Annotated in this window: 9 protein-coding genes; 7 read left to right on the plus strand and 2 right to left on the minus strand. The window is 61.4% G+C overall.

What is annotated here, in order from left to right; genetic code table 11:
- Positions 1-277 precede the first annotated feature (277 nt).
- The 7 genes from OLX02_RS19485 to OLX02_RS19515 all read left to right on the plus strand — a co-directional run bounded on the left by OLX02_RS19485 (position 278) and on the right by OLX02_RS19515 (position 10,383).
- A complete protein-coding gene (locus OLX02_RS19485; RefSeq protein WP_264425538.1) occupies positions 278-1,429 on the plus strand; it encodes an aminoglycoside phosphotransferase family protein in 1,152 nt (383 codons plus the stop codon).
- A gap of 112 nt (positions 1,430-1,541) precedes the next feature.
- A complete protein-coding gene (locus OLX02_RS19490; protein ID WP_264425539.1) occupies positions 1,542-3,014 on the plus strand; it encodes an aldehyde dehydrogenase in 1,473 nt (490 codons plus the stop codon).
- A gap of 89 nt (positions 3,015-3,103) precedes the next feature.
- Positions 3,104-4,366, plus strand: coding sequence for a cytochrome P450 (locus tag OLX02_RS19495; protein WP_264425541.1), 1,263 nt, complete (start codon positions 3,104-3,106; stop codon positions 4,364-4,366).
- A gap of 17 nt (positions 4,367-4,383) precedes the next feature.
- Positions 4,384-5,979: a GMC family oxidoreductase gene (locus tag OLX02_RS19500; RefSeq protein WP_264425543.1), complete on the plus strand. Its 1,596-nt coding sequence runs from the start codon at positions 4,384-4,386 to the stop codon at positions 5,977-5,979.
- 143 nt (positions 5,980-6,122) lie between these two features.
- Positions 6,123-7,004 carry a helix-turn-helix transcriptional regulator gene (locus OLX02_RS19505; protein WP_264425545.1) on the plus strand — a complete coding sequence of 294 codons (882 nt, stop codon included), beginning with the start codon at positions 6,123-6,125 and terminating at the stop codon, positions 7,002-7,004.
- Complete coding sequence (locus OLX02_RS19510) at positions 6,994-7,776, plus strand: enoyl-CoA hydratase-related protein (RefSeq protein ID WP_264425547.1); 783 nt, start codon at positions 6,994-6,996, stop codon at positions 7,774-7,776. The genes OLX02_RS19505 and OLX02_RS19510 overlap by 11 nt, the downstream gene beginning before the upstream one ends.
- Before the next feature lie 165 nt (positions 7,777-7,941).
- Positions 7,942-10,383, plus strand: a complete 2,442-nt coding sequence (locus OLX02_RS19515; protein WP_264425549.1) for a TonB-dependent receptor — start codon at positions 7,942-7,944, stop codon at positions 10,381-10,383.
- 426 nt (positions 10,384-10,809) lie between these two features.
- Here the strand turns inward: OLX02_RS19515 and OLX02_RS19520 are convergent, their stop codons facing one another.
- Complete coding sequence (locus OLX02_RS19520) at positions 10,810-11,787, minus strand: alpha/beta hydrolase (protein WP_264425550.1); 978 nt, start codon at positions 11,785-11,787, stop codon at positions 10,810-10,812.
- A gap of 21 nt (positions 11,788-11,808) precedes the next feature.
- Positions 11,809-13,848, minus strand: coding sequence for a PQQ-binding-like beta-propeller repeat protein (locus OLX02_RS19525; protein ID WP_319641264.1), 2,040 nt, complete (start codon positions 13,846-13,848; stop codon positions 11,809-11,811).
- Between the last annotated feature and the right edge of the window lie 7 nt (positions 13,849-13,855).

The raw sequence follows: 13,855 nt of genomic DNA on the forward strand, positions 1-13,855 counted from the left end.
ACCTGGGAATACGACTGCCACCTCTTCCTCAAACGCGCACTCGCCAGCCAGACCATCACACAAAACCCAGACAAAATCCGCGACAACATCGCCGCTAACATCTTCCTGAAAACATGAGGAATCACACCAGCGGCGGAGTGCCGCGCGCATATTCGTAATGCAGCACCCTTTTGCGCAATCCGTTGCGCTGGTGGCGGGACCCAAGGGGTGTGATGATGCCGCCAAAGATGCCGAATACGGCACAATGACAAACAAAATATAATCCGGAGAAGCCTGAATGAACGACGTCGCCACCAAGATTATCGATATATACGATAGCGAAAATCACGATGCGAAAGTCACCGATTCTTCGCAAGTGCCGACATCATATGAATCGATTACACCAGAATGGTTGACTGACGTCCTCTGCAAGGAAGTCGACGGAGCCAAGGTTGTTGCGCTGCGTCTGGATGCGCCGGATGATGGTTCGACCAACCGCCGGCGTATTTATGTCGATTATAACGATGCCGGAACGCAAGCGGGCCTGCCCAAGTCGGTTTTCTGCAAGTCGACCGCCGCGCTTGAAACCCGCCTTGTTTCGGCCATGTCGCAGGCCGCACTGTCGGAGGTCAATTTCTATACCAAGGTACGGCCGCTTCTGAAGATGGAAGCGCCGACGCCGCTGTTCTCGGCTTATGATCACGACAATCACGCTTCGATAATCATGATGCGCGATCTCCAGGGGGAAGTGACGTTCTGCAACGAACGCACCGCAATGGATTGGAACAAGGTCGCCAGTCAGATGAACACGCTGGCTGATCTCCATGCCCCGTTCTACGAGAGTCCGCTGCTCGGCACCGATGCCATTCCGTTCCAGACCTGGGCCGACTGGTGGCGTAACATGACTGCGATCTGCCCCGATTTCGAGGTCTATTGCGACAAGGCCTTTGCGGATTCCGAAGCATTGATGTCGCCTGAGCTTTATCGCCGTCGTGGCGAAGTGTGGAAGGCCACTGTGGCCTCGGCCGAACGCCATCGCGAACTGCCCCACACCATCATCCATTGCGACGTGCACCTCAAGAACTGGTATTGCACCAATGCTGGCAAAATGGGGGTCAGTGATTTCCAGTGCATTACTCGCGGTCACTGGTCGCGAGATCTGATCTATACCTTGACCACGGCCCTCACCATCGAGGATCGCCGCAAGTGGGAAAAGGATCTCGTTCTCTATTACATCGAGCGCATGGCCGAACGGGGCGTGCCGCGCATTACGGCTGACGAAGCCTGGACCAACATGCGCCAGCAGCTGATGACCGTTCTGGCGTTCTGGACGATTACCTTGCGTCCGGCACCCGGCATGCCCGACATGCAGCCCGAGGCCACGACCACCGCATTCCTGCGCCGGATCTATGCTGCGGTCGAAGACCACGGCTCGCTTGACAGCTTCTGATCCATGCCGGGGTGCCGGTGCGCCCCGGCGTTCCCCGGATCACCTTGCTTGGCGCGTTATTGCAATCCGTGGCCGCCGTTGAGGCTGGCCCAAGCATGAGAGCATTTTCTCCATGACTATCAAGCATCCCGATCGCTTCTACATCGATGGCGCATGGGCCGCTCCGTCGGCCGCCACGACATTTCGGGTCATCACGCCATCGACTGAAGAATTGTTCGTCGAGGTCGCGGAAGCGCAAGAGGCCGATGTGCTTCAGGCGGTTGCCGCAGCACGCCGCGCGTTCGATGCGGGTGGCTGGACCGGGCTGAGCCATGCCCGCCGCGCCGAATACTTGCGGGCATTGGGCGATACGCTGGCGGCGCGCTCTGCCGAAGTGGCGCACGACTGGGTCAGCGAGATGGGCATCACCCTTCCGGCGGCCCAGGCCGTCAGCCAGTGGTCTTCGCACGTCTATCAATACTACGCCGGTATGGCCGATACATTTGCCTTTGAAGAGCGCCAGTCGCTCGCCAGCGGTAATATTGGCTTGATGGTGCGCGAACCGGTCGGCGTGGTTGCCGCAATCATCCCGTGGAACGCACCTCCGCTGCTGATCGCCTACAAGCTTGCGCCGGCGCTGCTGGCTGGCTGTGCGGTTATCCTGAAGGCATCGCCCGAAGCACCCAGCGCGGCTTATGCCGTGGCCGAAGCGGCCGAGAGCATTGGCCTGCCGAAAGGCGTGCTGAACGTGCTGACCGCCGATCGCGCCGTTTCGGAATTGCTGGTGCGCCATCCGGGGGTGGACAAGGTAACGTTTACCGGATCGAGCGCGGCCGGTAAGCGAATTGCTTCGCTGTGCGGGGAACGCATTGCCCGCGTGACGCTGGAACTGGGCGGAAAATCGGCGGCGATCGTGATGGACGATGCCGATCTTGGTTCGGTCGTGCAGGCGATGACCGGAAATACCTGCATGATGACCGGACAGGTCTGCGCCTCTTTGACGCGCGTGATCGTCAGTCGGTCGCGGCACGACGAACTGGTGGATGGTCTGGCCGCTGCCTATGCGCAGGTCAAAGTGGGCGATCCCTTTGCCGAGGATACGCAGATGGGGCCGCTGGCGATGTCGCGCCAGCGCGACCGCGTGGAGCACTACATTGAGACCGGCAAGGCGCAAGGCGCACGCCTGGCGACTGGCGGCGGAAGACCGAGCCATCTCAACCGCGGTTTCTACGTGGAACCGACCGTGTTCGGCAACGTGGACAACGCCTCCACGATCGCGCGCGAGGAAATCTTCGGACCAGTGGTCAGCGTCATCCCGGTGGATGACGAGCAACAGGCCATCGCCGTGGCCAACGATTCCGATTTCGGGCTTTCGGGCACCGTGTTCACCGATGATGCGGACAAGGCGTACCACGTGGCCCGGCAGGTGCGCACGGGTACCATCAGCCAGAATGGCGCCGCCGCCGAATTTTTCGATATCGCCTTTGGCGGCTTCAAGCAGTCGGGAATTGGGCGCGAAGGCGGACGCGAAGGGCTTTTGCCGTTTCTCGAGACCAAGGCCGTGGTTCTGAACGGCCTTCCCGCCCACCTTGCCGGAGCGGACTGAACGGAAACGGCGCTGGCGGCATGTGCACCGACCAGAAACGGCCGGCTCCTGCAAGATTCGGATAAGCCGGGCATTTATGGGAGATCATGATGAACGAGGCCATCGGAACTCGGCGATGCCCGGTCCATTTCGATCACGAATCCGCCGAACACACGACGAACTGGGTGGCGGAATTCGATGCCATGCGGGAAAAGTATCCGGTTGCCTGGTCGGATCGCCACGGCGGATTCTGGGTCGCCACCAGTTACGACGCCGTGGTGCGCATGGCCAAGGACGCGGAATCGTTCTCAAGCCACAAGCACTTTGATCCCGCCACGGGCCATGTCGAGGGTGGCATCACCATTCCTGCAACGCCGATCACGCGCGGCCTGCCGGTGGAAGCCGACAAGCCCGAATGGGACGCGATGCGCGGCTTCATCAATCGGCGCTTCGCGCCCAAGGCGGTGGAAAGCTACCGTGCCGATGCCCGTCTCTATGCCACCGCACTGCTCAACCGGGTGATCGAAACGGGCGCGATGGACCTCGTCAACGATTTCACCGGCCCGGTGCCGGCGATGGTGACGATGAAGTTGATGGGCCTGCCGCTGCACGAATGGCGCCAGTTTGCGGATCCTTTGCACACGATGGTCTATACGGCCAAGGACGCACCCAATTACGCCGAAGTGGTTGGCGATGTGGCGTGGGTCTTCCAGCGCTGCGCGGAAGAATATGCCCGCTATCTGCAAGAGCCCGAGCAGGACAACCTGCTGTCCTATTTCGCGCACAACGATATGGATGGCCGGCGGCTTACGCTGGAGGAGGTACTGGCCTTCTCGAACAACATCATCATCGGCGGGGTCGATACCACAACTGCGCTGACCACCCATGCGCTGGCCTATCTGCATGACCATCCGGTGGAGAGGGAAAGGCTGCTCGAAAATCCAGCGATGCTGCCCTTCGCCCGCGAGGAATTCCTGCGCTTCTATTCGCCGATCCACGGCTTGGCGCGCAACGTGGCGCATGATCTCGAATACGACGGGATCGATATGCACAAGGGTGACCGGGTATTTCTGGCGTGGGCCGCTGCAAATCGCGATCCGGACGTGTTCGCGAAGCCCCATGCGATTGACATGGCCCGCCCGTCAAACCGGCATGTGGCGTTCGGTTCGGGCATTCATCGCTGCATCGGCTCAAATTTCGCGCGGATGATGTTCGAGGAAATGATGGCCGAGATCTTTGCCCGCATTCCCGACTTCGAGATCGATTACGAAAATTCGCGCCGCTACCCGTCGGTCGGCACGATCAATGGCTGGGAAACGATGCCCATCCGTTTCGCGCCCGGATCACGGGTCGAATGCAGCATGGTTCTTTGAAACACGAGAAGGGCGGCATGGAACACCCAGGCTATATCATCGTCGGTGCCGGCTCTGCGGGTGCGATCATGGCCGAGCGGCTTTCGGCCAGCGGCCGCGCGCGTGTGCTGCTGCTCGAAGCCGGCCCAAGCAACCATCATCCCTTCGTGACAATGCCCAAGGGCATTGCCAAGATACTCGGCAGTCCGCGCCACGTGTGGCAATACGAAACGCAGGCCGGCAACGGCATTCCTGCTGAAATCTGGCTCAAGGGTCGTTTGCTGGGCGGTTCCAGCTCGATCAACGGCATGATGTATTTCCGCGGCCAGAAGGCCGATTACGACGATTGGGCCGCAGCTGGCGCTGCTGGCTGGGACGGGGCGGAAATGCTGCGGGTCTTCCAGATGATGGAAGACCATTCGCTGGGCGGCAGCGAAGGGCGCGGTGAGGGCGGTCCGCTCAAGGTCACGGTGCACGAGCGCAACAATCCGCTGGTCGAGGCCTTTATCAAGGCTGGTGAGCAGATGGGCGTTAAGAGGGTGCGCGATCTCAACAATCCGGCTCTGGAAGGCGTTGGGCCTGCGCCGCATTCGACCCGCGGCGGCATTCGCTCCAGTTCGGCCCGCGCTTTTCTCGACCAAGCCGCCAAGCGGTCGAACCTGCGCATCGTGACAGGGTTCGAGGCCGATCGCGTGCTGTTTGACGGCAAACGGGCGGTCGGCGTCGAAGGCCTGCTAAACGGCCGGCCCGCCAGCTTCGCGACTGAAGGCGAAGTGATCCTGTGCGCAGGCGCGATCAACAGCCCGGCCATCCTGCAACGTTCCGGCGTGGGGCATGTCGGCAGGCTCTCGGCGCTGGGCATCGCGCCGGTGGCCGATAATCCGGAAGTGGGCGAGAACCTGCTCGAACACCGCGCGTTGATGCTGTATTACGAGCTGAACCGGAAAATGGGCGAAAACCATGAATATCGTGGTGCGCGCCTGATCGCCAATGCCTTGCGCTATTTCACGACGCGCACTGGCCCGATGGCGCTTCCGCCCTATCCGGCATCGGGCTTTTTCCGGACTCTGCCTGACCTTGATCGGCCCGATGCGCAGATCATCCTTGCCCCGTTCGTCTCGCAACTGTCGGAAAAAGGGCTGACAACAGACCCGGTGCCCAGCATCAACGTGTTCAGTTATCCCTGCCGTCCGCGCAGCCGGGGCCACGTGCGCATTGCCGGGCGCGATATGCGGATGCAACCTGCGATCTCGCCCAATTACCTTGCCGATCCCTATGATCGGGAGGTGACTTTGCGCAGTTTCCGTTTCACCCGCGACTGGATGCGCAAGCCCGCTATCAGTCCCCTGATCGCAAAAGAACGCGATCCCATCTCGCTGATCCACGGTGACGACGAGATCATCGACTTCTATCGCAGCAAGGGCCAGTCCACGTTCCACAGCTGCGGCACGTGCCGGATGGGTGATGATGCGCGCTCTGTGCTCGATGCACGGCTCAACGTACGCGGTGTGCAGCGGTTGCGCGTTGCCGATGCCGCCGTCATGCCCACCATGCCGTCGTGCAACACCAATGGCCCTGCGATGGGCGTTGGCTGGCGCGGGGCAGAGATTATCCAGCGCGACAGCAACCGTTGAAACCGCCGGCCCGGCAGGCATTGCCGTTGGAGAGAAGAGACAATTCATCGACCGGCTAATCGCCGCGCACCGTTTCTGCTAGTTTTCCAGGATCGAGGTGCCCAACCGCCAAAGGGTATCCCGGCCTGTGGAGATGATACCGGATGCGCACGACCTTGTGGGAGGAGGTTGTCGGCGGCTTGTCGCTGGCGAGAGTTTCCTACGCCTGGGCTGATGGCGATCTGCTGTCAGAGGTGCACCACGCGATGACGCTCAAACATGCTGAAGCGCGCCGCCCGGTAAATGCCAAACTGCTCAATGCTTGCAACGGGGGGCATCGGATCGGCCGTCTGGTGCTGACGCCGCCTGACATTGCGGTAAAGGTCAGGGCGGTTGAGGCGGAAGACAATTTCATCGTCCGCATGTTCCAGTTTGACCCGACCTGGCTGAACAACCAACTGTGCGATGGGGTGAATTTCGATTTCCGCGCCGTGCCCTTCATGCCGAGCATCGATCACCCGCTGATCCACTCCACGCTTGAGCGGATCTATGATGAAGTGATGTCCCGCCGGCCGGGCTGGCATGGCATGGTTGAGGCGCTGCTGCGCCTCTTGTGCCTGGACATCGCGCGCCTGTCGCAGGGCGCGGATGCCGCTGACGAGGATAATGGCGGTGCGGTCGCGCTAACGGCCGACCAACTGGAGGCGGTTCGTCAGGCCATGACCAGCATTGATATTGCCGACTTGTCGACGACGCGGGTGGCCAGCGTCATGGGCATGGGCGTCACCCGTCTGCGTCAGGCGTTTCGCAAGACGACAGGACAGACGCTGCGAGCCGAAATCGAAAGCGTGCGGACCGAGCATGCTCGAGCGCGGCTGGAGGAAACCCAGTTGCCGCTCAAGGTCATTGCCCACGAATTGGGTTTCGCCCATGCGAGCAGCTTCTGCCACGCTTTCAAGAAGGCGATGGGAATGACGCCAACCGACTATCGGGAACGACCGCGTCGCTGCGTCAACCGACCTGGGGAACTGATTCATGTCGTATGAAACGATCGCGGTTGAACGGATTGAGGATGTCCTGAAGATCACCCTCAACCGCCCCGACCGTCTCAATGCCGCGCCGCCGCAGATGGCTGTCGAAATCTCCGACTGCCTTGGCGATCTTGGGTCTGCACGGGCGGTGTTGCTGACAGGGGCCGGGCGCGCGTTCTGTTCCGGCGCCGATCTGGTCGCCGGCGTGGAGACGCATCTTGTCGGGGGGAGCCGCAGCTACAAGGTTCTTTCCCAGGCCTATAACCCGGTAATTGCCCAGCTTGCCCGCTTGGAAGTACCGGTCGTAACAGCCGTCAACGGGCCGGCAGCCGGGATAGGCTGCGCACTTGCCCTTGCTGGCGACTTCGTTCTGGCTGGAAAGAATTCCTATTTCCTTCAGGCATTTGCCAATATTGGGCTGGTCCCGGATGGGGGGAGCACGTGGACGCTGCCCCGCCTTGTCGGGCGAACGCGCGCGCTGGAAATGATGATGCTGGCCGAGCGCATTCCTGCAGAAAAGGCGCAGGAGTGGGGGCTGATCTACAAGTGGGTCGACGATGCGGACCTGATGGCCGAAGCGATGGACTTGGCACAACGCCTGGCTCGCGGCCCGACCGTCGCGTTCGGCCTTCTGCGTCGCCTGGTGGCCCAGGGTCAGGGCGCCGGCCTTGATGCTTCACTTGTGGCAGAAGCCGAAGCGCAACGCAGCGCGGCCAACAGTGCCGATGCCAGCGAGGGCAAGGCCGCCTTTTTGGAAAAGCGCAAGGCGTCATTTACCGGCAATTGATCGCCAGCCTCAACGTCATCGGGAGGCAAATGCGCATTCGGAAACGGTCAACGACTTCCTTTTCCCAAAAGGTAGATTGGGCCGGCGTGAAGCTCGTCATTCAGTGGCGAGTGCAACGAAATTCGGGAACTTGTTATAAATACGCCAAGGGGGGCGGATATTTTCATGACGGACGCTGTACGAAATATCGATGGCTACAAGGCGCTGCTTTTTGTCGGCGTAGCGGCTTTGACCTTGCAGGCAGTCCCTGCCATTGCCCAGGAGCAGGCGGCCGAAACTGCCAGCGCGCAGGTCGATGACGGCGCCATCATCGTTACCGCACGCAAGCGTAGTGAAACGCTCATCTCCGTTCCCGTCGCGATTACTGCCGTCTCTGCTGCCGAATTGAACCGGTCGGCGATCAACGGTGTCGATGCGCTTGCGCGCAAGATTCCGGGTTTCGTGATTGGCGAGGGTGGCGGCACCGTGGGCGGTGGCTCGATTTCGCTTCGCGGTATCTCGGCTTCGGAATCCAATCCGCTGAGCGATCAGGCCGTTTCTTTCAACGTCGATGGCGTCCAGGTCGCACGTGCATCGATGCGCCGCATGGGCGATTTCGATCTTGCCAGCGTGGAAGTGCTCAAGGGGCCGCAGGCTCTGTTCTACGGCAAGAACAGCCCGGGCGGCATCATTTCCACGCGCACGGCTGATCCGAGTGACCGGTTCGAGGCCGGTGCAAAGGTTGGTTACGAATTCAACGCGCGTGAAGTGCGTGGTGAAGGCTATGTGTCCGGGCCGATCGCCGATGGCCTTGGTGCGCGTCTGGCCTTCTACGGTTCGGACATGCAGGGTTGGACCAAGAACCTTGTTCCGGCCACGGACCCGCGGGCTCCCAACAGCCGCCGCTCTCCGAACCGCACCGAATGGGCGCTGCGCGGAACGTTGAAGTTTGATCGTGGCGGTCCTTTCAATGCACGCCTGAAGGTCAGCCACAACGATGCCCGTGACAACGGCATGACCAATAACTTCCAGACGGTGGACTGCCCGACCGGCGCGCCGGCTGTTGGTGGCATTGTCGACTGCAAGGGTGATGACCGCATCGTGCAGGCCCGCCTTGGCCCGGACTTTGCCAAGATCGCGCCTATCTTCAATCCGGGCATTTCCTATAGCGATTTCGGACCCAATGGAGACCTGCACTCGACATCGAAGCAGTGGCTGGCCGGACTCGAAATGAATTACGAGTTGAGCCCCAACCTGAAGATCACCTCGGTGACCGGCCTGTACAAGCTGAACTTCTTCAACGTTGGCAACTTCACCGCAACGGCTGTCGCCCCGGCGATTCTGGGATCGGCGAACAAGTTCAACGTGCGTGAACTGAGCCAGGAACTGCGCCTGGCCAGCAACTTCGACGGACCGGTGAACTTCCTTCTGGGTGGGCAGTATCAGGACTCGAAGGTAACGAACGCTTCCATCGCGGCGTTCGGCGCGGTTGCGGGTGAGCCTTCGCTGTTCGGCTCCGCGCGTCCGTCCCCATTCGTTGCGGCCAACTATTACGTTGCGCAGAAGGGCTGGGCCTATTCGGCGTTCGCACAGGTTCAGATCAAGCCAATCCCGCAGGTCGAAATTTCGGGCGGCGGTCGTGTATCGAACGAAATGAAGCACCTGACCTCGGTCATCAACCGCGGGGTGGAGCTGATCGGCGTCAATCCGTACCTCTCCAACGGTGGCTCGCGGCGTAAGTGGGACAACTTCTCGCCGGAAGTGTCCGTCAGCTATCGTCCTTCGAGCGACCTGACATTCTACGTGAATTACAAGCAGGGCTTCCTGTCGGGAGGCTTCAACGGCGGTTCCTTCAACCCGGCCGGCGATTTTTCCTATCGCCCCGAGTTGGTCAAAGGTTGGGAAGGCGGCATCAAGGCGCGAGCTCTTGACGGGATGATCAGCGCCGAGCTGGCGCTCTACTCCTACAAGATCAGCGATCTTCAGGTGCAGGTGACCACCAACGGCACCACCCAGGAATTGCGCAATGCGGGCAAGGTCTCCTCGAAGGGTGTCGAGTTCAGCCTCTCGGTTCGTCCTGCACAAGGCCTGACCCTCTATGGCAACGTCGCTTATGCCAAGGGTGAATACGACCAATATTTCGCCACCTGCTATGCCGGCCAATACGCGCTGTCGAAGGGGACAGGGATTGGCCAGTGTGCAGATCAGCCGAACCCGACCAATAACGGTATCGTTGGCCGGCTCCAGAACCTGAATGGCACAGAGCTGATCCGTGCGCCCGAATGGACGGGTAATGCTGGCATCATCTATTCGACGCCGTTGACCAGCAACCTGAAGGGTGAGTTTTCTACCGGCGTCAGCTATAGCCAGAGCTTCATCACCACGGCGACCTCGCAGCCGCGCTCGCGTTCGCCGCAGTACACGCTGCTCGACGCTTCGATCCGTCTGTCACAGACCGACGACAAGTGGGAACTGGCGCTTATCGGCCGTAACCTGACCAACAAGTTCTACTGGAGCCGCACTTCGGACAATCCGACGAGTGCTGCATTCCCGAACCAGTTGGCTGACACCCTGGCATCGCCGAGCCGCGGCCGCGAAGTTATGCTGCGCGTAGGCTTCAGGTACTGAATTGATAGTCTCTCCACCTATAGCCGCCCGGAAACGGGCGGCTTTTTTTGTCCGCAACGGCGGGGATTGCGTTCGCAACCATCATCAATGAGCCGTGCGGCCCAATTGCGGTGGTCCTGACAGGGCAATGGGAGCGGGCGTTTTGTGGGGGGCGGACGTCAGCAAAGGCAGCGGAAGCTTCGATATGACCGAGACATATCAAGCGCTGTGCCCCGCGCAGCAGGCGACATCTGTCAGCAGGGTGGCAGTTCGGCTTGCGGATCTACAACAGCCTGAAGCCGGTAATGTTGGCTGCAATCACACGCAAAACCGCGCAGTCTCTGGCACGCTCACCCGGCACACGATGTGATGATCGATGAACGCGGCTCATCTGATGGAATTTGATCTTCGACAGCCGCCTGGTGCAGCTTACCGGCCGTGGGCCCTTCAGCCTTTCACGCCTGTTTTGAGCACGGCGCGGGCCCAGTCGCACGCCATGGACAGCGCAGCCGGACCATCGCTCAGCAGGGAGGCAAGGCTCAGGAAGCCGTGAACCTGATTGTAATAGTGGATATGCGCGACCTCTCCGCCGCCCTGCGCCAGCTTGCGGGCATAGGCGATGCCTTCATCGCAAAGAGGATCGTGCTGGGCGGTCATCACGAGAGCAGGGCACACGCCGCTGACATCGTCAGCCCTAAGTGGCGATGCTTGCCAATCCATGCCTGAAGCGGGTGCGTCAAGGTAATGGCCGCGGAACCAGCGCATGTTCGCGGCCGTTAGCGGCAGCGCGTCTGAGCAGGTGGCATAAGAGAGATGTTCGGTGCCCAGGTCGGTGACGGGATAGAATAGCATCTGGCCGGCCAGCGCAGGCATGTCCCCACCCCGATTGCGGCTGGCCAGTGCCACTACGGCCGCCAGATTGCCTCCAGCGCTGTCGCCGGCCACGAACAGTTGCGCCGGGTCGAGGCCAAGTCCGGCACCGTTGCTCTGAACCCAGTCCAAAGCGGCCAAGCAGTCGTGGACCGCCCCGGGAAACCGCGTTTCGGGCGAAAGGCGATAGCCGACCGAAACAACCACGGCCGACAGGCCGGCGCAAAGGCGCCGACAGATGTCATCATGGGTTTCGATGTCGCAAAGCACCCATCCGCCGCCATGGAAATAAAGGATCGCAGGCAATGGCCCGGACAAAGCTGTTGCCGGCCAGTAGCAACGGCAAGCAGTCGCACCGGCCGGTCCCGGGAAAGTCATGTCCTCGACTAAGCCGACGGGTACAGGCACCCCTTGGGGCGCAAAAAGCTTCGCCTGTGCGCGAGCCTCGACGGGGCTCAGCGTTTCGAACGGTGTGGGTCGATTGGCCGCAGCGGCGGTCAGCAGGCGCTGCACTTCGTGGTGCAGGGTGATCGTTTCATTGGTTTCCTGCGACATCGTGGCGCCCTTATTCTCGTTCTATTTGCCGTCGACCGAATAAACCAGCAGCGCGTTGCCGGGCATCTTCATTGCAAAGCCATAACCTGAATTGGCGATGAGATAGCCGTTCGCCAAAGTCACCCCAGGCCCGCTCATCGATCCACCGCGCGCAACGGCGCCGCTGGCGGTCGGCCAAGGACCTGCGGTGTCGGTTTCCCAGATTACCTTGCCGGACTTGCGATCCAACGCGCGCAGCCATCCGTCGAGGTATCCGGCAACGACCGCGCCGGGAATGGCTGTCGCGACCGCCGATACCCCGGGATCGCAGAACTTGCGGCCGTGGCATTGCGGTTGGATGGAATCGCGCCAGACAATTGCCCCGGTGCGTGCATCGACGAGGTGAACGCCCGGAAAGCCGGCATCGTCATATGTGCCGGCCAGTGGCGTAAGTTTTGAATCGTAGATCGGTACATAGACCCAGGGGCCTTCAGCAGCCATGCCGAAATGGACCCCGCCCTGAAGACTGCCGCGCCCGACTGCCGTTTCCCACAGCTGTGCGCCCGGGTTGTCTGGATCCAAAGCCGTTACCTTGCCCGACTTGGCGCCGGCCACGAGGATGTCTTGGCCCGTGCCATCTTCCACCAGCAGGATGGATGCGGCAACGTCCGCGTCGGGGCCGCGTTCGACGGGGCAATTAGGATGTCCCTTGTACATGCAGCTGTTGTTCCACGCATCGTGGTGGGTCAACTGATGAACCCAGCGGCGATCGCCGGTTTTGAGGTCCACCGCAAAGACTGCATCCGAATTGCCATCCGAGGGCGAGGTATAATTCTCGCCGGAACCGAAATAGAGCAGTCCGCGCTTGGCATCGACAGTGGGCGAGCCCCACACCGGCGCGCCGGAAGGGGCAAAGATATCGGTGCCCGCAGGCGATTTGCCGGCCACCACGGAAGGGCCTTGCACGGTATAGTGCTGCCATCGCGTCTCGCCGGTGGCCATGTCGAGTGCGACCACGGAGCCGCGGAACGTGCAGCAGGGATACTTCGGGTCTTCGGCGGAGCCCACTTCGAGCGAGGAAATCGGCACATAAAGCAGACCGTCATGCGGCACCGGAGTGCCGGTGATCACCGCATCCTTGTGATCTTCGGGGCGTACGCGCCACAATTCCTTGCCGGTCAGCGCATCGAGCGCATGGACGTTGCCGCGCAAGTCGCCAAAAAAGACGCGGGGGTTCGTCGCCGGCTTGCTGCCTGCGGCCCACGGTTCCACCACCACGGCTGTGCGAACCTCGGCCGAGACGCGCGTCGTCCAGCGCGCGCAACCCGTGGCAAGGTCGAGCGCGTAGACCGTGCCGTCCTGACTGCCCACGAAGATCGCGCCCATGGCAACGACCGGCTGTGAACGCGCCTGCACCGCACCGGGGAAGGCCATCGCCCACTTCAGCTTCAATCGCGACAAGTCCTTGGCGGCAAGACCGGCAACCTCAGTCGGGAAGAAGCGGCGGTTGTCATATCCCCAGCCGACCTTCGCGGGCGGTCGGGTGAGGTCGAAGGCCATGCGTGCCGTCGGGCAGCGGAGCGGGCCGGGATCGGGACGATAATGGGCCAGGTCCGTCTTGGTCAGGTATTCCGCGATCTGGCGGCGTTCACCGTCGTTCAGGTGTTCCGCCTTGTCCTTCATCACGCCCGTGGTCAGCGCGTCGATGATGGTGGACGGCGACATTTGCTGCAGGATGAAAACACCGGGCGCCTTGGGGCTGCCGCCTTCATGGCAGCCCGCGCAATTGTCGGCGAAAAGCTGCTGGCCGGGCCAGGTTTTTGCCTCTCCCGGGGTGCCTGCGGCGCTTGCCCGGAAACTGGCGAATGATGCAGCAAGTGCGGTGGCGGCAGAAATGAAAAGCAGCGAGCGCATCCGCATCGACATTTTCCCTGAATGATCTTTGGCTTCATCCGCGCTCTGGCCCGGATGAAATCGCTTGGTGTGATGTCCGCTCCCCCCAATGGGAGCAAAGGTCATTGTGCCCAGCTTTGCGTCATTGCCATGCTGGAACAGCGCCGCTGCAAGGACAGGCAAATCCATCCCGCCG

This window comes from Novosphingobium sp. KCTC 2891 (genome assembly GCF_025938155.1).
GTDB lineage: Bacteria > Pseudomonadota > Alphaproteobacteria > Sphingomonadales > Sphingomonadaceae > Novosphingobium.